Origin of the sequence: Bacteroides sp. 4_1_36, assembly GCF_003466325.1 — a bacterium.
Taxonomy (GTDB): Bacteria; Bacteroidota; Bacteroidia; order Bacteroidales; family Bacteroidaceae; genus Bacteroides; species Bacteroides uniformis.
Genome location: NZ_QSOX01000005.1, coordinates 165,268 through 185,191, shown reverse-complemented (window position 1 = coordinate 185,191; position 19,924 = coordinate 165,268). Strand labels below are relative to the sequence as shown.

Below are 19,924 nucleotides of genomic sequence, written 5' to 3'. Positions count from 1 at the left end.
TTACTATTTGACTATTTACTATTTACGATTTGATACTTTGCATTTCATTATTTTGCCACTTTTCATTGTTTCAATAAAACAATCATTTTGAGAGAGAAGTCGAAAAACACCATGCGGGCGTTTACGTTCTGCTCGATGTGGCGTTGCGCTTCACTTAGTTCGTCCATGATACCCATGACGTTCCGTTCGTTGACAAAGGGGGCGAAACGGGTGGCGAAGTTCTGTTCGGGCAGCGTCATGTAGTTCATCTCCTTGCGGTGCAGGTTGTAGATGAAGTTCTCGCGGGTCATGCGCTGGCAGTAGTCCAGGAAGTTCTTCTGCCGTTCGCGTCCCATGGCAGCAAGCTGCTCGCTCCATTGTTTCATTTCCCGTATCTTGCGCTGGTAGGAGAGTCGCATCAGGCTGACAAAGAGGTTGAAGAACAGTTCGTTCTCTTCGTTCAGATGGATGGTCTCCAATGCTTTGATGAAGTCTCCGTTTGCCAGATGGGCTATCGTCTCGCTGTCGCGGGGCTGCACTCCGTACTTCTGCTGCAGGGCTTCGGCTATGTCGGCTTCTTCAATCTTGGGAATGTTGAAGCGCTGCGTGCGGCTGAGGATGGTGGGCAGTATCATTTCCGGAGCTTCGGAGATGAGGAGGAATATCGTTTTCTCGGGTGGCTCTTCCAGCAGTTTCAGCAGCTTGTTGGCGCATACTTCATGCAGCTTTTCGGGTAGCCATACGATGGTGACTTTGTAACCTCCTTCACTGGATTTCAGACTCAGCTTGCGGGTTATCTCGTCGCTTTCCTTGGCATAGATGATGGCTTGTCCGTTTTCGGCATCCATCTCGTTCAGCCAATGGTTCAGTCCGAAGTAGGGGCTGTTCAGCAGCAGGTGCCGCCAGTTGGCGATATAGTCGTCGCAGACTTCCTTTTTCCCTTTGGCACTCTTGACGATAGGGTATACGAAGTGTACGTCCGGGTGCACCAACTTGTTCCATTTCACGCAGGAGGGACAAGTACCGCAGGCATCGGTTTCCGTCCGGTTGGGACAGCAGATGTAGCGGGCATAGGCAAGTGCCAATGGGAGTTTTCCTACTCCGGCAGGGCCACAGAAAAGTTGTGCGTGGGGAATACGTCCTTCCTGCACTTCTTGTATCAGCCTTTGTTTGGCTGCCTCTTGGCCTATTATGTCCTTGAAACTGAACACGGGTTAATTAGTTATAAGTTATTACTTGTGACACTGCCAGTTGTCAATTGTCAACTATCGATTATCTATTGTTTAGTAGATTTGTTTGGCTACTTCCCTGATGCTGTCTGTGGCTCCTACCGAGTAGAAGTGGAGGCTTGGGACGCCATGGGCTATCAGCTCTTTGCACTGCTGCACGCACCATTCGATACCCACTTGCTGAGCTTCCGCATCGGTGTTGCACTTCAGAACCTCTTGGGTCAGTTCCTCGGGCAAGTCTACCTTGAACGTCTTGGGTATCATGCTGAGTTGTGACAGCTTCTTGAAGGGCTTGATGCCCGGGATAATCGGGATGGTGACACCGGCTTGGCGGGCGCGTTCCACGAAGTCGAAATATTTCCGGTTGTCGTAGAAGAGCTGGGTCACGGCATACTCTGCACCCATTTCCATTTTCTTCTTCAGCCAGTAGATGTCTGTATCCATGTTGGGGGCTTCTTCATGCTTTTCCGGATAGCACGCCACACCGTATGAAAACGGGGTATTGGTAACTTTCATCTCGGAGCCGTCCACAAAAATACCTTTATTGAAGTTGTTGATTTGCTCTTGTAGTTCGACGGCGTGGTGGTAACCGTTGCCCACGGGGATAAAAGAGGATTCGTGCTTTGCCTTGTCGCCACGAAGCACCAGCAGGTCGGTGATGCCGAGGAATTGCAGGTCGAGCAGCACGTACTCCGTCTCCTCGCGGGTGAAGCCGCTGCAAAGGATGTGCGGCACCATGGTGATGTTGTACTTGTTCTGGATGGCAGCAGCTACGGCTACGGTGCCGGGGCGGCGGCGCAGGCGGTTTCGCTGGAACAATCCGTTGCCGAGGTCTTTGTACACGTACTCGCTGCGGTGCGTGGTGATGTTGATGTATTTGGGGTCGAATTCCCGTAACGTATCTATGGTTTGATACAGCTTTTCGATGCCCGTACCTTTCAGTGGTGGCAATATTTCAAAGGAAAAAGCTGTTTTTTCGTTACTGTTTATCAGGTCGATTACTCTCATTTCTCTTTCGTTATCTTTGTCCGATTGGCAAAAATCTTGCACATTGGGAACAAAAATACAAAAAAGAAATGAGAAATGCCGAAATTGCCGGCTATTCTTTTATACAGCGGATGGAAAGAGCTTTATAGTAGGGCTTGCCGGTGACATGGGCAGCGCTTGATACAAACTCGTCGCTTTCGCCGAGAAAATAAATGGTGCTTTCCGAAAGGGTATGCTTTGTATGATCCCAACTCCAAAAGGCGGTCATTTTATTGGGGCTGTTGTGTCCTTTGTTGTACCACATTCCTACCGGGAAAGCATTGAACCGGGTATGGTTGTTGACGGGGGCAACTTCACCGGATACCATTGCCTGCCATTCTCCTGCTTTTAGTATGGAGGCATCGTTGCCGGTGTAGTTTTTCAGCTGTTCCCAGTCTGCATCCGATGGAATTTTCCAGCCCTCGGGAGCCAGCTCTCCTGCCAGTATGGATTCTCCATTGTAAAAATAAATGTCATATTTGTCCGGCTTGTAATATCCGGCTTTGTCTGTTCCCAAGTCACTCTGTTTTTTCAAGGGAGCTCCGTCACGGTAGGTGGTGGCATGGAGCTCTTTACCCATCCAGTATTGGGCTCCAATCTTGACAATGGGGTATTCGGTAGACACTCCTTTTCTGATGTCTCGAAGGGTGTAGCATGCCACATTCACTTTGATGGCGTTTTCCGGTTTATCCAGAAGTAGCTTATGGTTATTGTCTATATAGAGCTTGTCTATGCCGGTATATTCCCCTTTAGTGTAGGTAAATCCATAGTCGTCTGTATTCCAGCTTATTCTTCCTCCGCAGATGGTGTCTTTACGGTCTGCAAGCTGTAGGATGACTCCATTGCTCAGGTCGGTCTTTTCATTTTCGCCTATGGGATAGGCTATAACGGCTCTGGAAGTCAATGACGCTGATTTGAGATATTCCTTGCAGACTTCTGCAATGGGTATCCCTTCGTGATAAATTCTGTACACATTTGAAAGAGAAAAGGAGAGAGCGGAGATATGTATGGCAGTGTAATCTTCCATATTGTCGGTGTCGATGGGAGGGAGGCTGCTCCATTCCTTGATTTTTCCGGCAAAACTGCTCAGTACGTTGCTGTTGCTCTGCATGGCTGATATGTTAATGATACATTGCGTGCTGCTACTCATTTCCACTTCGGGTATTGCACAACTGTATATACGTCCGCTCCACTCCATAATGAAGGATTGCTTGCCATCATTTATCGTTTGGGGTATGATGATGAATTCCTTGCCGGTAAGTTTGTTGTCTTTGACGCTCCATTCGCCGGAGGCTATGATGTCTTGTGTCCCCGTAAGATTACTGAAAGTCCCGTCTTCCAGATTATAATCGGCCGAGGTCTTGAGCCCGGTTGCGATGATACGCGGATTGGCTTTCAGCAAATCATTGGCAGAGTTGCTTGCGTCGGGTGTCAGAGAGATTGCCAGTTTGGACAGCTTGTGTTGGAACTCCAGGGTTACAGATTTGGTTTTACTGGTGATTCCTTGCGCTTTAGCTACCAAGAAGTCACTTTGTGCGCGGTTTTTCTCATTGCTCTGGTCTATCTGCACAGATACGGGAAGAACGGGTGTACCGGCAGCTACCCCTTCGGTTTGGTAAGGGTGGTAACTGATAAAGTCCAGTGACACATCTCCTTCCGGATAGAATACTGTCTTTTTGGGAACTAGTGTGGAGCCTTCCGTATATTCCAGGGCCAGATTGTCAATATACCGTTTTCCCTTGATGGAGCCGGAGGAAGTGGTTGCAAACAAGCCCATTCTGTCTCCTTTTTCAAAGGCGGTGTTTGTGACCTTGGTACTGGCCTTTTCCATTTTGATAGAGAACGTGATAGGTGTCGTCCCTTCCTCGATTTCCGCTTCTGATTCTTCGTCAATCCGGTTCACACAAGCTGTATTCCCTAAGGACATGCAGCAGAATAAAGAGGCAGCCAAGACTCCTCTTGCAAGAATAAGTTTTTTCATTGTATTATTATTGTGGGGCAACGGTTTTTCCGCTTTCCCAATTATACTCAATGAACCTTGTCTTAAAAATATGGATTTAGCAGAGCTATAACCGGTATGGAAAAGTCTTTTACGCTTTTGGATGCTAATTATCAGTATCACGCTTGATGCCGCAGTGCTTTTTAATCTTATTTTTAATAACTTTTAATAGGTTTCGGGTACAAATGTAATTAAACGTGTTAAATGAAGAGGGATAAATCGATAAAACTTTTATAATTTATTTATCACACTCTGATTTTTTGCCTAACTTTACACGCTAAAATCGTAGACAGTAATAAGTTAAACCATAGATATAAACTCATGCCTTTAAATTTACCCGATAAACTACCCGCTATCGAGTTGCTGAAAGAGGAGAATATTTTTGTCATTGACAATTCCCGGGCAACCCAGCAGGATATCCGTCCGCTGCGTATCGTGATTCTGAACTTGATGCCGCTAAAGATTACAACGGAAACGGACCTGGTGCGTCTGCTTTCCAATACTCCGCTTCAGGTGGAAATCTCGTTCATGAAGATAAAAAGCCATACTTCCAAGAACACTCCGATAGAACACATGAAAACATTCTATACGGATTTCGACAAGATGCGCGGTGAAAAGTACGATGGCATGATTATCACCGGTGCTCCGGTAGAGCAGATGGATTTTGAGGAGGTGACTTATTGGGATGAGATTACTGAAATCTTCGACTGGGCGCGTACGCATGTCACCTCTACGCTCTACATCTGCTGGGCGGCGCAGGCAGGGCTCTATCATCATTATGGAGTGCCGAAGTATGCACTGGATAAGAAGATGTTCGGTATCTTTGAACATCGTACCTTGCAACCGTTGCATCCCATTTTCCGTGGATTTGATGATATGTTCTATGTGCCGCATAGCCGCCACACGGAAGTGCGCCGGGAAGATATACAGAAGGTTCCGGAATTGACGCTGCTTTCCGAGTCGGAGGATGCTGGTGTATATATGGCGGTGGCCCGTGGAGGGCGTGAGTTCTTCGTGACCGGCCATTCGGAATACTCCCCGCTGACATTGGATACAGAGTATCGCCGTGACTTGAATAAGGGCCTGCCCATTGAGATACCCCGTAACTACTATGTGGACGATGACCCGGACAAAGGAGTGCTGGTGCGTTGGCGTGCCCATGCCAATCTGTTGTTCTCCAATTGGCTGAATTATTTTGTATATCAGGAGACGCCGTATAATATTAATGAAATAGGGTGAGTTACTCGTAACTAAACGATGATAAAGCAACGTAAAATAGAGCTGCTGGCTCCTGCCAAGAATTTGGAGTGTGGCATAGAAGCAGTGAATCATGGGGCAGATGCGGTATACATCGGTGCACCCAAGTTCGGTGCGCGTGCGGCTGCTGTCAACTCTTTGGAGGATATTGCCGCTTTGGTGGAGCATGCCCATCTGTATAATGCCCGTATCTATGTGACGGTCAATACCATTCTGAAAGAAGAAGAGCTGAAAGAGACGGAGAGGATGATTTGGGAGCTGTACCGCATCGGTGTGGATGCACTGATTGTACAGGATATGGGGATTACGCGGTTGAATTTGCCGCCCATTCCGTTGCATGGCAGTACGCAGATGGATAACCGTACGCCGGAGAAAGTACGTTTCCTTGCCGATGCCGGTTTCCGTCAGGTGGTGTTGGCACGCGAACTTTCTTTGCAGGAGATACGCGGTATCCATGAGGCGTGTCCCGACGTGCCGCTCGAAGTCTTTGTACACGGGGCTCTTTGCGTCAGTTATAGCGGGCAGTGCTATGTCAGCCAGGCTTGTTTCGGACGGAGTGCCAACCGGGGGGAATGTGCGCAATTCTGCCGTTTACCCTTCAGTCTGGTAGATGCCGATGGCAAGACCATTGTGCGTAATAAGCATCTGCTTTCTTTGAAGGACCTCAACCAAAGCGAGGTGTTGGAAGAACTGCTGGATGCCGGAGCCACTTCGCTGAAGATAGAAGGCCGCTTGAAGGATGTGACCTATGTGAAGAATGTGACGGCGGCTTACCGTAGGAAGCTCGATGCCATTTTTGCCCGTCGCAAGGAATATGCCCGTGCTTCTTCGGGCACCTGCCGTTTCGATTTCCAGCCACAGTTGGACAAGAGTTTCAGCCGCGGTTTCACCCATTATTTCCTGCAAGGAAGGGGAGGGGAGATCACTTCGTTCGATACGCCCAAATCTTTGGGAGAGGAGATGGGCACTTTGAAGGAACAGCGCGGGGGATATCTCACGGTGGCAGGCGTAAAGCCTTTCCACAACGGAGACGGTGTCTGTTTTCTTGATGAGCAGGGACGTTTGCAAGGTTTCCGCATCAACCGGGTGGATGGTAACAAACTCTATCCGGCAGGGGAAGTGCCTCGTATCAAACCCCGTACCCGACTTTATCGTAACTTCGACCAGGAGTTTGAACGTATTCTTACCCGCAAATCCTCCGAACGTAAAATCGGTGTTTGTTGGGAGTTGTCAGATACTTCTTTCGGGTTTAGCCTGACGGCTGCGGACGAGGATGATAACCGCGTGACGCTCTCTTTCCCTTATCCGAAAGAGTTGGCACGTACACCGCAGGTGGATAATCTGCGTAATCAGCTGGGTAAGTTGGGGAATACTCCTTTTGAGATAGCAGGATATTTGTCTGAAGATGCTTCGGGCATCAGGCTCAATCTTTCTGCTAACTGGTTCCTTCCTGCTTCTGCGGTGGCGGACTGGCGCCGGCAGGTGATAGATAAGCTGATTGCGGCTCGGCGTGTTACTTATCGTCGTGAGTTGGCTGTCTGGAAACCGACCAGCCATGCTTTCCCGGCTACTTCGCTGACCTATCTGGGTAATGTGATGAACGGTGCTGCCCGGAGTTTCTACCGTGAGCACGGGTTGTCGTCCATAGCACCTGCTTACGAGGCACAAGCGGTTCCGGATGCTGTACTCATGTTCTGCAAACATTGCCTGCGTTTCAGTATGGGATGGTGTCCCACCTATCAGAAAGGACATTCTCCCTATAGGGAACCTTATTATTTGGTTGGGACGGACGGCAAGTGTTTCCGCTTGTCGTTTGATTGCAAGAATTGCCAGATGAAAGTCATTGCTCATGAAGAGCCGCTTTAATGAAGGATGAAGAATGAGGAATTACTAATAAAGACTTGAAAATGAGGAGTGAGGAACGGGCACATAATGAAAGGCTGGCAAATGACCGGTACCGGGAAGCGGGCAGGGACAAACATCCTTTGCGTTCACTGCGTTCCCTCCTATTCTGCATTCTTTATTTTTCATGCTTCATTGCTTTAGTTTCCTGCCATTATTCCCGTCCTAATCTTGAAGATGAACATCTGTCTAAGGAGACGCGTGATTCGCTGGCCTATCTTTTTGAGCGGCATTATACTTGGAATACCAATCTGGAAGTGCTGGCAGATTCTGTGAATTTGGCTTGTCTGCCCGTGAAGGACTGCTATAATATGCTTTATCGGGGAGACCGCGTGGTGGTTGCCGAGTTCGCCATCCATCCTGCCGACAGTGTGGATAGTGTATGGGTGAAGCTTGCCCATTCGCAGGAAGTGCAGGGTTGGTTGCGGGAGTCCGAAATGATGCATGCCTTTGTTCCTACAGACAGCATTTCGCAGGCCATCTACTTGTTCAGTGATACCCATGCCTCTTATTTTATCATTATTTTTGCCTTGTTTGTGGCAGTCTGGCTGTTCCGGGCTTTTCGGCGCAAGCAGTTGAGGATGGTGTACTTTAATGATATAGACAGTCTCTATCCGTTGTTGCTATGTCTGCTGATGGCGTTCTGTGCCACTATTTACGAATCTATACAAGTGTTTGCGCCGGAGACGTGGCAACACTTCTATTTTAATCCTACCTTGTCGCCGTTCAAGGTACCGCTTGTGCTTTCTGCTTTTCTGATGGGTATCTGGCTGTTTATAGTGGTGTTGCTGGCGGTACTCGACGATTTGTTTCGCCAGTTAAGTCCGGCGGCGGCCGTATTCTATCTGTTGGGGCTGGCCTCCTGCTGCATCTTCTGTTATTTTTTCTTTATCCTGACTACATCTATCTACGTCGGATACTTGTTTTTGACCGCTTTTGTATGGGTATTCCTCAAAAGGCTTCGCATTTCGCTGCTGGCTTCACGCTATCGTTGCGGCAGATGCGGGCAGAAACTGAGGGAGAAGGGAGTCTGCCCACATTGCGGAGCTATCAATGAATAAAAAAGCTTTGTAACTTTTCCATATTCAGTAGGAAAATGTAACTTTGTAGTTGAACTTTTAAAAGGAGGAATTGATTATGAGTAGTTTGGAGTTGGAAGCCGGAAAATTGGAGTTGATTCGTGAGATAGTCAATATCAATAGCAGTACTGCATTGGAGAGCCTCAGAAAATATATGAAGGAGGTTTTGAATAAGAATAGTCATTCCATTCCGACAGCGGCAGATAGCAAATTGCTGACTAAGCGTATGCTTGCAAAGTATGCCGGTAGTTGGAAGGACAATCGTGATTCTGATGAAATCAATGATGATATATATGCATCACGCCTTTCTCGAAAAGAAGAAAACTTTAGCCCCTTTGACGAATGAAACGATATTTGCTTGATCTAATATTTGTGTTCACTTCATGCGTCAGAAATTTGGAGTAGACGAACATATTGAAAAGGTGGGCTGGGAACATTGTTGCATTTCGGAGGTTACGGTAGCAGAGTTGTTGTTCGGTGCAGAGCGAAGTAATAATGTGGAGAGAAACTTGCAGCTTGTTACTGATTTCTGCCAAGATATCAAGGTAATACCTTTGTCCTCGGCTTTATGTTGTTATGCCCGGAGTAAGGCTGCCTTATATAGTCAAGAAACTCCCATTGAGGATTTGGACTTATTTATAGGATGTACAGCGGTGGCTAACCAAATGATAATGGTTACTGAAAACAAGAAACATCTGGAAAGAATACCTAATATTGAAATTGAAAACTGGGTACATAGAGGATAACTTCTCCTCTGTCAGATAGAAACATAGAAACGGTCGTTCGGGTATGCAATGTGTAAGTACCCGAACGACCGTTTCTATTTTCCTTTACTTTCGGAGGGACAAAGCTCTCCAATCAGAACCTGCACCTCAACTCTATTCCCGCCTGCACAGGCCGTCCTTTCTGCATAAATCCGTTCCCCATACTCTCAAAATAGAACGAAGCATACTCTTTGTCCAGTGCATTGCGCACCCAGAAATCAATCTGCCCATGTCCTTTCTGGAAACTGATGCGTCCGTTCAGCGTGCCGTAGAAGGCTTGGCTTACGCTGTTCTCTTCGGTCCAGTAGATGCGTCCGGCACCGGTGTAGTTGGCATTCAGCTGGATGCGGTCCAGCCAGTGCCCCGGACGGATGCGGAAGATGTACTGACCGCCCACGTTCATGGTATGCTTGGGAACAAAGGGTACGTACTTGCCGTTGTAGCTGATTTCCTGAAGCTCCCCATTCACTTTCTCGTTGGTGATGTAATCCTTAAAGGTGGCATAGGTATAACCATAACTTGCATTCAGCGTGAAGTCCGTAGCAACGGCAGCCGTCAAGGCAACCTCTGCCCCCTGGCTGCGGCTTTTGCCGGCATTTGCCGTTTCGCGTCCCAGTCCGCTTGGGGCGAAGCGTGAAATCTGCTGGTCGCGGGTTTCCAGCCAGAAGATGGCGGCGTCGGCATGCAGACGTCCGTCCAGCAGATTCAAGTGTGTTCCTATTTCGTAGTTCCAGGTCTGTTCGGGCTTGTAGACGGTGGCGGATTTTGCATCCGGATTCTCTCCCGCATCGGGGAAGTATTTGCCCACCAGCTCTTTGTAGGCATCCGGCACGTTGGGCATAATCGCCTCTTTGCTTTGCCGCATCATGTCATTCTTCAAACTGGATTGCAGCAGGTCGGAGAACATCTGCACATTGTAACCTCCCGAACGGTAACCTTTGCTGACCGTTGCATACACATTCCCTCTGTTTCGCGCAAAGTCATACTGCAAAGCAAACTTGGGCAACAGCTGAAGATAATCCTTATCAATGTTTCCTTGGTAGCGCGACTCTACTGTCAGTGCCGTCTCCGGCATCATCTCTATTTCGCGGATGACGACGTCGCCCCGCTTCATTTCTCCCTTGATGCCCACCTTGTAGTCCAGGCTGGTGCCGGAGTTGTAATCCATCTTCATACGCTCATAATCCAGGCGTAACCCGGCAGTGAACGACACTCCTTTCAGCCCGAATAAATCTCTGAAGGTGGATTGATGAAAGAGTGCCCCATTCAGCAGCGGAGTGTCGAAACTGCCCCCGATGGGCATGGTCCGGCTGCTGATGCCCAGTGAGGGCAGGATATTCATGCTCATGGACGGTCCCATCTCTACTTGTATTTGCGATGGGATGACACTGCCCAACATCTGGTTCAGCATCCCCATTCCGGCTTCCCTGAAAGTGACGGGAGCTTCCGTATTCAGCCATTGGTAGAAGCCGAAGGCGCCGGTGGTCCATTGCCAGCGGCTGCCGCTTTTACTCTTCAAGATGATTTCCTCGCTCAGTGCGTGGGAGCGTTGTTTCTGTTGCAGGGTATAGATGTCGTTGGCGGTGAAGTCTTGGTCTATGTCCATGCAGTCCTTTAGAAACTGGTAGCCGGTGACCATGCTCAACGTGAAGTGCTGTGTCTGGTATTCCAGGTTCAGACCCGTGTTCAGCAGGTTGCGGTAGTAGTTGCTGCGGGCGTTATTGGAGATTTTTCCGATGTAGGGCTTCAGCGGCTCGCTCTGTGCTTCGGGGGCCAGGCTGCCTTGGTAGAAATACGGGTAGCCACCCTGGTCGCTGTATTCGTAGTTGATGTTTAGGTCCACCTTCCAGTTGTCCGAGGGGAGGTAGATGGCGCGGATGCGTCCGCCTGCCGATTGTCCCTTGTCCGCTTTCTCGTCCCTCACCGTGTTGCGGAAGAATCCTCCTTGATAATCGTAAAAACCTCCGGTGGAAAAGGCGAACCGTTCCGAAAGGCGGTGATAGTGGGTCAGCGAGGTATTATAGGCATTGTACGTACCTGCCCCCATGCGGAAGTCCGTCCCCTGGTAGGAGAAGGGCGATTTGGTGTGCACCTTAATCAATCCGCCCATGGCATTGCGCCCGTAGAGCGTGCCCTGCGGACCGCGTAGCACGTCGATGCGCTCTACGTCGGCATAGCTGAAGTCGAAGGCTGACTTGTCTATATAAGGTATATTGTCTACATAAAGTCCTACGGAGGGAGTGTTGATGCGCGAGCCGATGCCGCGGATATAGACTGCCGAAGTCAGTCGCGAGCCGTAGTCGGGGATAAACATATTGGGCACTACGGATGTCAGATTCTTGATGGAGTTCACCTGTGCGTTCTGCATGTCCTGCTGCGAAAGCAGGGTGACGGCGGCGGGCTGCTCGCGCAGTTTCCGGTTTTCTTTGGGGGCGGCAATGACGGTTATTTCCTCTACATCCACCACTTTCAAGGTGTCTGCCTCTTCGGCAAGTACGTTGCCGGTTGCCAGGAGGCAGAAGATACCGGTCAAAATTCTATATCTATTCATAAACTGGTTTTTTAGCGCCTGCAAAGTAAAGGGATTCTTGCGGAAGGGACAATCCTCATTTATTAGGATTTCGTTCCTGGAGTGCTAATCTTAAATCGTTCCATCATGCGGAAAATATCGTTCCTCCGTGGGGTAAAAATCGTTCCACCATGGTGGAACGATTTTTACCCCACGGAGGAACGATTAGATGTTAGCACATTAGCACACTAATTGGGGCGAAGTTTTTCTGAAAAGACTTCGCTTCTGATGTATCCGGTTGTAGGATTATATTCTGTCCGCTTCCACATATCCGTGCATCACGGCATAGATAGTCAGCCCGGACACGGACTTGATACCCAGCTTCTCGGTGATATTCTTGCGGTGTGAGATGACGGTGGTCAGGCTGATGTTCAGTTTGTCGGCAATCTCCTTGTTGATGAGACCTTTGGTAATCAGCACCAGCACTTCTATTTCGCGGGCGGAAAGGTCGTGCCCGGCGGCTGTATTTATTGCCATATCCGAGTGTCTGGCGGGTGCCGGCTTTCCGTGGTTTTGTCTGTATTGGTTTCCGTATTGGCGCAGCTGCAGAATGTTTTTTGCCAGATTTTGTTCGTCCTGATAGATGTTTAGCGTCGGCATGCCCGACAGTTGGGGGACGGTTTCACCATTGACCAGCACAATGGTTTTGGGCTTGCGCTCCAGAAAGAAAGCGGTATGCTCGAAGTAAATCTGTGAAGAGATGAAATAATGTACATACATGTCAGGCGTATCATCCATCAGTTCGCCAAAGGAACGGAAAGAGCGGATGATGGCTGTCGGGATGATTTCCTCCAGCAAGTTCTGCAGTCCCAGACAGGAGAGGGTGTTGGAGTCGACGATTGCTATTTCAGGAGTCATTCTCGTTTTTTTGTTTCTGCAAAAATACGGATTATTTTTTAGGGTTTGTCTGTGCGGGGCTGCAAAATGAAAAATTCTCCTATGCAGAACTATTCTCCCTCTCCTTTTGGGGAGCGGGGAGTGTCTCCTTTCGCATATTGGCTGGGGCTGACATTGAAATATTTCTTAAAGACTTCCCGGAAGTATTTCCCATCGCAGAAACCGGTTCTTTCTGCTACTTCAGTCACGGAATATTTCCCTTCTTTCAATAGCTCGGCAGCATGTTTCAAACGGATATTCCGTACGAAATCTGCCGGTGCCTGGCCGGTCAGCGCTTTCAGTTTACTGTAGAAACTGGTACGGCTCATATTCAGGAGCGAGCACAATACGTCCACTGTGAAATCGGGATTATCCATGTTCTCCTCGATATGTCTCTTTACATTCGACATGAATTTCCAGTCGAGACTGTTGGAGCAAGTGGTAGTTGTGGAGGGCTCTTCTTCTGTATTGATTTCCAAATTCGCATATCTCTTGCGCAGCAATGCGCGGTTGGCAAGCAGATTGGCAATGCTGGCTTTCAGTATGTTTATGCTGAAAGGTTTTACAATATATTCGTCCGCACCGATATGGAGTCCTTCGAGAATGTTCTTTTCATCTCCCAGTGCCGTCAGCAGTACTACCGGGATGTGGGATGTTTCAATATCGTTCTTGATGGCGATGCATAATTCGTCGCCTCGCATTTCCGGCATCATGATGTCGGAAAGAATCAGTCCCGGCCAGAATTGTTTTACAATGGTCAGCGCTTCCTTGCCGTTGTTGCATACTTGTACATTGTAAATCGGAGAGAACGACTGGAAGAGATAGTTGCGCAGCTCGTCATTGTCTTCTACAATCAAGATGCGATGCAGTTTGTCATTGTCTTCAGTCCGGAGTTCTCCGGCAAGTTTCAAAGGAACGGTGGGGACATCCGGTTCATAGAAGGTCTTCTTATCCTTAACGGACAGAGTGAAGTTCTTGAACTGTTCTTTCTCTTTGGGAAGGATGATTCTGACAGTACTGCCTTGGCATTCGGTGCTCTCAATGTATATTTTTCCATTGTGCAGGCTTACCAGCTTCCGCACCAGCATCAGACCGATACCGCTTCCCGTTATTTTGGAGTTGATGGCATTTGTTCCACGGAAGTGCATCTTGAACAGTTTTCTTTGTTCTTTGGCGGGAATTCCTATTCCATTATCTTTGACTTCTAGTCTCCAGGAGCTTTTCATGTCATAAACAGAAATGAGTATATCGCCATTTTGGGGAGTATACTTCAGAGCATTGGATATGACATTTTCCAGGATAGAGTCCATCTTCTCTTTGTCGAACCATACATTCATGTAGCTGAAATTGCTTTCGTATCTGAAAGTGATATGTTTTATGGTGGCATAGGTCTGGAAATTGTTGTATATCTCCTTGATGTAAGTATTCAATTCATATTCTGCTATGTACAGATGAGGGGAATATACTTCTGCCCGTTCAAAGTTTATCAGATTGGTAGTCATGCGCAGGAGGGAGTTGACATTTCTCAGTGCCATGTGCATATTGTTGGTCTCGGCTTCGTTCAGTGTCTTGTTTTCAAGCATTTCTTCCAGAGGTGCCTTTATCAGTGTCAATGGCGTGCGGATATCATGCGCGGTATTGACAAAGAAACGGGTTTTCTCATCGGATATCTTTTTCTGTTTTCTCAGTGCCATGACACGGAAACCGACAACGGACATCAGTACTGTCAGCAGGACATAGCAGGCTATGGCCCAAAAACTGAACCAGACGGGGCGCGCAATGCTGATGTCGATGCTTCGCTCTTCAAAATAAAGATAAGGCTCTTCCTTGGATACCGCCCGTATGTAAAGTTTGTAATCGCCCGAGGCAAGGTTGGTGAAGCGGAGATGCCCTTCTTCACCCAGGCGGTTCCAGTCATCGTAAAAGCCTTCCAGCTTCCAGTAGAAAGTGACATTGTCCGGCGCGTCATAATTGATGGATGAAATGCTGAGGGAAAAAGTGTTCTGGTTGTATTTCAGCTTTAACCGGTCTGTCTGGTTGATATTTTCCTTCAAGGGGGAATTCGTACTGCCGGGAACGACAGTCTGATAGAGTATCTGAAAATCGCTGAGTATCATAGGAGAGTAGACATAGTCCGGCAACTTTGTCCCTTCGGGGAATTCGATGGCTCCGTCTGTGCTGCCAAAGACAAAACCCTTGTTCTTGCGTAACGTTCCGGAAGAGGCACTGAAGCAGGAGGACATCAGCCCTTGCTCTTTGGTCCAGTTGTGGAATGTCTTCTCCGTAGGGTGGAAACAGCTGATTCCGTTTTCGGTACTCATCAGGATATGCCCGTCCGACTCGGGGAGTATGGTGTAGATGTTGTTTGAAATCAAGGCACAATTGTCCTTGTGATAATGCTTGAACGTATTGTCCTTTGCGTTGTAGACAACCACTCCGGAGCCGTTTGTTCCTATATATAGAGAGAGGTCTTCCGCTTGGTAAAGTGTGTTGATGTAGGTCGTCTCTTCCTGCAAGGCGACATATTGGAATCTACCCGACTCTTTGTCCAGCAGATACAGTCCGGCACTTGTCCCAATCCACATGTGTCCGTCGTCCTTTTCTGTAATGGCGGTGACGGAATTTATTCCGGGATACAGACGGACAGAATTCAGAGACAAATCGAAGCATTTCAGATTATAGAATCCTCCGGACCAGATATATCCTTTGGAGTCTTTAACAATGTCTCGGATATACTTGTCAGGACGTATGTTATCCGGACTGAGCAGGTAAGGGGAGAAATATTCTACCGAGAGTGTCCTTTTATTTATTTTGTATACTCCCGAAGTATATCCTCCTGCCCAAATAATGCCGGGTGATACCTCGCATAGCGTAATGAATATGTGGTTCTTGTCTTTCAGTTGATGGTCGAAGGAACTTAGGAATGAGTGCCACTGCCCGGTTTTCGATTGATAAAGGCTGATTCCGTTGCTTGTTCCGAACCATAGGTCTCCGTCACTGTCTTCAATGACAGAGTGTACCTGATCGTTGACCAGCGATTGTCTGTTTCCGATGGAATGCTTTATCCAGTTATAGTTTTTGTACCGGTTGTCTATAATGGTAATCCCTTCCGGGTAGTTGGCTATCCATATCCGCTTTTCTTCATCAATATAAATGTCATTGATGTTATTGCTGTTCATCTCATTGTAACTTTTGTAGCTGGAGGTGATGTACGGTTCCGAGATGCACGAGTTCACATTGATTTTGTGTATGCCCATACCTTCTGTCGCTATCAATAGCTCTGTCCGGTTCAGAGGTCTGATTCGGGCAATGTTTACATCGCTCAAATCCGTATTGGAGTGTATAATCCGTTGTTGCCGTATGTCGTAGGCAAAAACTCCTTTTTCAAAAGTACCGATGAAAAGTCTTTGTGATTCTTGATGGAAATGGAGTGCACTGATTTGTGCCTGGATTTTGTCAAGAGGTTCAAGAGGGACAATCTGCAATGCTTCGTTTTCGAGTTTGACGTATCGCACTCCCTTGTTGGTGGCCATGAAGAAGTGGTCGTTGTCCACTTGTTCGATACTTGTAATGCTACTTTTCAGTTCATTGGGCATTTGATGGGTCTCTCCGGTTTGTGTGTCGTAAAGAGCGATACTGTATCTGCTGCACAGCCAAATCCTATGATTGTGGTCCATATAGCCGTAGCTGATATTGACCGGTGTCTTGGGCAGTTTATATACTTTATTGAACACATCGTGTTCTTGGTTGTATTGAAAAATGCGGCCGGCTTTACCTATGACCCATAACTTCCCCTTCTCTTCAAAATACAACCAGCCGAGATGGATGGGGGAACTCGATTCTTTGTTTTCTCCTATTAATTTATAATGTTTGATGTCTTTTCCATTGTACCGGTCTATGCCTTCGTTGGTGAGGAACCACATGTAACCTATCGAATCCTTTTGAATGTCGAAGATTCTGCGGTTACTCAATCCGTTTTCTACTCCTATGTATTTATAAGTTTGCGCCGTGGCAATGAGGGGTAAAAGGAATAGAAAGCATACAATGTTTATGATGAATCTCATATAAATATTTATCTATAAATACAATATAACAACATGCGTGTGATAATAGTTTACAAATTAAACGAGAAAAAGTGAGATTTCAAAATTTAAATGTCAATATTGCAGCTTAACCAAGGAATGCCTTTGCAGCTTCTGCACACCGTTCGCCGTCAATCCCGGCAGAAACGATGCCTCCGGCATATCCGGCGCCTTCTCCGCAAGGGAACAATCCTTTTATACGTACATGTTGCAGTGTTTCCTTGTCTCTTGTTATGCGTACCGGTGCCGATGTGCGGGTTTCCACTCCAATCATTGTCGCCTCGTTCGTCAATAACCCCCGGCTGTATTTCCCGAATAGCTGGAAACCTTTGCTCAGGCGTTCTGCAATGAAAGAGGGCATCCAGAAGTGGAGAGGTGAGGATACCAAGCCTGGTGCGTATGAGGTTTCCGGCAGGTCGTAGCTTAGTTTCTTCTTGGTGAAGTCCACCATTCTCTGTGCCGGTGCTGTCTGCTTCATATTGCCTTGTTGCCAGCAGAGGTACTCTAGATACTCTTGAAAATGCATCATACTCAATGGAGAATTGGCAGTTGACAATTGACAATTGGCTGCGCTGTCGTGCTGCATAGCAATTGTAAATTGTAAATTGTCAATAGTAAATTGCTCCAAGTCTTCCGGGCGTAGCTCTACCACCATTCCCGAATTGCTCCAACGGGAACCGCGGTTGCTGGGACTCATCCCGTTGACTACAATCTGCTCGGGACCGCTGGCGGCGGGCACAACGAAGCCGCCGGGACACATGCAAAAGCTATATACTCCTCGTCCGTCCACCTGGTTTACAAAGCTATATTCGGCGGCAGGCAGATATTTTCCCCGTCCGTTCCGGTTGTGATATTGTATTTGGTCTATCAAGGTGGCGGGGTGTTCCAGTCGTACGCCTACGGCAATGCCTTTAGCTTCAATCTCTACATTGTTGGCGGCAAGCCAGCGGTATACGTCCCGGGCAGAGTGACCGGTGGCAAGTATCACCGGGCCAAGGAAAGTCTTGCCGGTATTTGTTTCAATGCCTTTGATTTCATCCTTCTCTATGAGTAGGGCGTCCATGCGTGTTTCAAAGTGGACTTCGCCACCGCACTGGATGATAGTGTTCCGCATGTTTTCAATAACACGCGGCAGTTTGTCCGTACCTATGTGCGGATGTGCATCTACCAGTATGGAAGTGGAGGCTCCATGTTGACAGAAGACATTCAGAATCTTGTCTACATTGCCGCGCTTTTTGCTGCGTGTGTACAGCTTGCCATCCGAGTAGGCTCCGGCACCTCCCTCTCCGAAGCTGTAATTGGACTCCGGGTTGACGAGTTGCTGGCGGCTGATTTGCGCCAAGTCTTTCTTGCGTTCCCGTACGTCCTTTCCACGCTCCACAATGACGGGGCGCAGACCGAGCTCTATCAGTCGCAGGGCGGCGAAGAGTCCTCCGGGACCGGCGCCTACCACTACTACTTGGGGCTTTCCTTCTACATTATTATATAAGGTATGTTGATATTCGTCCTCTTTCGGCATTTCGTTCAGATATGCCCGTACGTTGAGGTTGATATAGATTGTCCGTTGGCGGGCATCGATACTGCGCTTCAAGATACGCGCTGCGGTTATCTCCCGTGCATTCAGTCCTTTTTCGTGTATTAAGTACTCTTTCAGGCGTTGCTCGTTTGCCGCTACTTCGGGCAATACGCGTAGTTGGTATTCTTGTATCATAACGATTATCCGAATAAGGCACGGAATGCCTCTTCTACCTTCCGTACCGGTATTAATTCTATTTTTATCTTTTGGGTATTGAGTCCCTGCATATTATACTTGGGAAGTATAAAACGCTTGAAGCCAAGTTTCTCTGCTTCTCCGATGCGCTGCTCAATGCGGTTTACCGGGCGTATCTCTCCCGACAGACCTATTTCTCCTGCCATGCACACCTCTGGCTCTATGGCCGTGTCCATGTTGCTGGAGAGGATGGCGCTGATGACGGCAAGGTCTATTGCCGGGTCGTTCACTTTCAATCCGCCGGCAATATTGAGAAATACATCTTTCTGTGCCAGTTTGAAGCCTACACGTTTTTCCAATACGGCCAGCAGCATATTCATGCGGCGGATGTCGAACCCTGTGGCAGAGCGTTGTGGGTTACCATATACGGCACTGCTGACCAATGCCTGCGTCTCGATGGGGAACGGTCTGATGCCTTCTATCGCGGAGGCGATGGCTATGCCGCTCATACCTTCATGGTCTTGGCTCAGCAGCAGTTCGGATGGGTTGCTCACCTGCCGTAATCCATCTTGCCGCATTTCGTAAATACCCAGTTCGGCAGTGCTTCCGAAGCGGTTCTTGATGCTGCGCAGGATGCGGTACATGTAGTGCTGGTCGCCCTCGAACTGGAGTACGGTATCCACGATATGTTCCAGTACCTTGGGGCCGGCTATGCTTCCTTCCTTATTGATATGCCCGATAAGGATGACCGCCGTATGCGTTTCCTTGGCAAAGCGCAGGATGGAGGCGGAACATTCCCGTACCTGGGCAATACTCCCCGGCGACGATTCAAGGGTTTCGGTAGAAATCGTCTGTATGGAGTCGATGATGACGATGTCCGGGCGGATGTTCTTGATATGGACGTAAATCTGTTCCAGGGAAGTTTCGCACACGATGAGGCAATCACTGGAAGCACTTGTCAAACGGTCGGCACGCAGTTTCAACTGACGGGTACTTTCTTCGCCGGAGACGTAGAGGATACGTTTCTCCGGTATACGGAGTACGGTTTGTAGCACCAGGGTGGATTTCCCGATACCCGGTTCGCCGCCAATTAATACAAGAGAACCTTGTACCAGACCGCCACCCAGTACCCGGTTCAGTTCGGCATCATGGAGATCGATGCGCGGTTCGTCATCGGCTACAATTTCATGGAGGGTTACGGGTTTGGCTTTGGCGGTCTCTATACCCGATACGGGACGTTTGTTCACCACTTCTTTCCGTACCACCTCTTCCACATACGTGTTCCACATTCCGCACGACGGACACTTGCCTACCCATTTGGGAGAGTCTTGTCCGCAGTTGCTGCATACATAAACCGTCTTCTCTTTAGCCATAGTTGTGCATTCTCTTCTAAAATGATTGCCCAAAGGTACAATTTTTCGATGCAGGGCTTGCAGACTCCCATAGAGTTT

At 48.2% G+C, this 19,924-nt stretch carries 13 protein-coding genes; 5 read left to right on the top strand and 8 right to left on the bottom strand.

Features of this window, described 5'->3' with window-relative positions; translation table 11 throughout:
- Positions 1-62: 62 nt before the first annotated feature.
- From holB to DXD65_RS07565, 3 genes are all read right to left on the bottom strand, one after another.
- A complete protein-coding gene (gene holB, locus DXD65_RS07575) occupies positions 63-1,190 on the bottom strand; it encodes a DNA polymerase III subunit delta' (protein WP_005828533.1) in 1,128 nt (375 codons plus the stop codon).
- A gap of 72 nt (positions 1,191-1,262) precedes the next feature.
- Entirely contained in the window at positions 1,263-2,216 is a 954-nt protein-coding gene (gene metF, locus DXD65_RS07570; RefSeq protein WP_005834956.1) for a methylenetetrahydrofolate reductase [NAD(P)H], read from the bottom strand.
- A gap of 91 nt (positions 2,217-2,307) precedes the next feature.
- Positions 2,308-4,215, bottom strand: coding sequence for a fimbrillin family protein (locus tag DXD65_RS07565; RefSeq protein ID WP_034525653.1), 1,908 nt, complete (start codon positions 4,213-4,215; stop codon positions 2,308-2,310).
- A gap of 339 nt (positions 4,216-4,554) precedes the next feature.
- On the opposite strand from DXD65_RS07565, the gene metA reads away from it, so the two are divergent.
- From metA to DXD65_RS07540, 5 genes are all read left to right on the top strand, one after another.
- On the top strand, positions 4,555-5,472 hold the full coding sequence (gene metA, locus DXD65_RS07560; RefSeq protein WP_005828529.1) for a homoserine O-succinyltransferase: 918 nt from the start codon (positions 4,555-4,557) through the stop codon (positions 5,470-5,472).
- An 18-nt stretch (positions 5,473-5,490) separates the two neighbouring features.
- Positions 5,491-7,356 (top strand): peptidase U32 family protein, encoded by a 1,866-nt coding sequence (locus DXD65_RS07555; protein WP_117589692.1) that lies wholly within the window; start codon positions 5,491-5,493, stop codon positions 7,354-7,356.
- A 41-nt stretch (positions 7,357-7,397) separates the two neighbouring features.
- Positions 7,398-8,453 (top strand): hypothetical protein, encoded by a 1,056-nt coding sequence (locus tag DXD65_RS07550; RefSeq protein ID WP_005828525.1) that lies wholly within the window; start codon positions 7,398-7,400, stop codon positions 8,451-8,453.
- Between the two features lie 76 nt (positions 8,454-8,529).
- Complete coding sequence (locus DXD65_RS07545; protein WP_005828523.1) at positions 8,530-8,817, top strand: hypothetical protein; 288 nt, start codon at positions 8,530-8,532, stop codon at positions 8,815-8,817.
- A 37-nt stretch (positions 8,818-8,854) separates the two neighbouring features.
- A complete protein-coding gene (locus tag DXD65_RS07540; RefSeq protein ID WP_044468412.1) occupies positions 8,855-9,217 on the top strand; it encodes a type II toxin-antitoxin system VapC family toxin in 363 nt (120 codons plus the stop codon).
- 112 nt (positions 9,218-9,329) lie between these two features.
- Here DXD65_RS07540 and DXD65_RS07535 read toward each other — a convergent pair whose 3' ends face one another.
- From DXD65_RS07535 to radA, 5 genes are all read right to left on the bottom strand, one after another.
- Positions 9,330-11,786, bottom strand: a complete 2,457-nt coding sequence (locus DXD65_RS07535) for a TonB-dependent receptor (RefSeq protein ID WP_117887492.1) — start codon at positions 11,784-11,786, stop codon at positions 9,330-9,332.
- Between the two features lie 264 nt (positions 11,787-12,050).
- The gene (locus tag DXD65_RS07530) at positions 12,051-12,662 is read right to left on the bottom strand and encodes a helix-turn-helix transcriptional regulator (RefSeq protein ID WP_005828517.1); all 612 of its coding nucleotides are present in this window, start codon (positions 12,660-12,662) and stop codon (positions 12,051-12,053) included.
- Between the two features lie 89 nt (positions 12,663-12,751).
- The gene (locus tag DXD65_RS07525) at positions 12,752-16,744 is read right to left on the bottom strand and encodes a two-component regulator propeller domain-containing protein (protein WP_117887491.1); all 3,993 of its coding nucleotides are present in this window, start codon (positions 16,742-16,744) and stop codon (positions 12,752-12,754) included.
- A gap of 106 nt (positions 16,745-16,850) precedes the next feature.
- Positions 16,851-18,473 (bottom strand): NAD(P)/FAD-dependent oxidoreductase, encoded by a 1,623-nt coding sequence (locus DXD65_RS07520; RefSeq protein WP_005828513.1) that lies wholly within the window; start codon positions 18,471-18,473, stop codon positions 16,851-16,853.
- 5 nt (positions 18,474-18,478) lie between these two features.
- Positions 18,479-19,846, bottom strand: coding sequence for a DNA repair protein RadA (gene radA, locus DXD65_RS07515; RefSeq protein WP_008665988.1), 1,368 nt, complete (start codon positions 19,844-19,846; stop codon positions 18,479-18,481).
- Positions 19,847-19,924 lie beyond the last annotated feature (78 nt).

Coding starts and splice junctions, on each gene's coding strand:
- metF (WP_005834956.1), bottom strand. CDS start 2,216: ATGAGAGTAATCGACCTGATAAACAGTAACGAAAAAACAGCTTTTTCC.
- DXD65_RS07565 (WP_034525653.1), bottom strand. CDS start 4,215: ATGAAAAAACTTATTCTTGCAAGAGGAGTCTTGGCTGCCTCTTTATTC.
- metA (WP_005828529.1), top strand. CDS start 4,555: ATGCCTTTAAATTTACCCGATAAACTACCCGCTATCGAGTTGCTGAAA.
- DXD65_RS07555 (WP_117589692.1), top strand. CDS start 5,491: ATGATAAAGCAACGTAAAATAGAGCTGCTGGCTCCTGCCAAGAATTTG.
- DXD65_RS07550 (WP_005828525.1), top strand. CDS start 7,398: ATGAGGAGTGAGGAACGGGCACATAATGAAAGGCTGGCAAATGACCGG.
- DXD65_RS07545 (WP_005828523.1), top strand. CDS start 8,530: ATGAGTAGTTTGGAGTTGGAAGCCGGAAAATTGGAGTTGATTCGTGAG.
- DXD65_RS07540 (WP_044468412.1), top strand. CDS start 8,855: ATGCGTCAGAAATTTGGAGTAGACGAACATATTGAAAAGGTGGGCTGG.
- DXD65_RS07535 (WP_117887492.1), bottom strand. CDS start 11,786: ATGAATAGATATAGAATTTTGACCGGTATCTTCTGCCTCCTGGCAACC.
- DXD65_RS07530 (WP_005828517.1), bottom strand. CDS start 12,662: ATGACTCCTGAAATAGCAATCGTCGACTCCAACACCCTCTCCTGTCTG.
- DXD65_RS07525 (WP_117887491.1), bottom strand. CDS start 16,744: ATGAGATTCATCATAAACATTGTATGCTTTCTATTCCTTTTACCCCTC.
- DXD65_RS07520 (WP_005828513.1), bottom strand. CDS start 18,473: ATGATACAAGAATACCAACTACGCGTATTGCCCGAAGTAGCGGCAAAC.
- radA (WP_008665988.1), bottom strand. CDS start 19,846: ATGGCTAAAGAGAAGACGGTTTATGTATGCAGCAACTGCGGACAAGAC.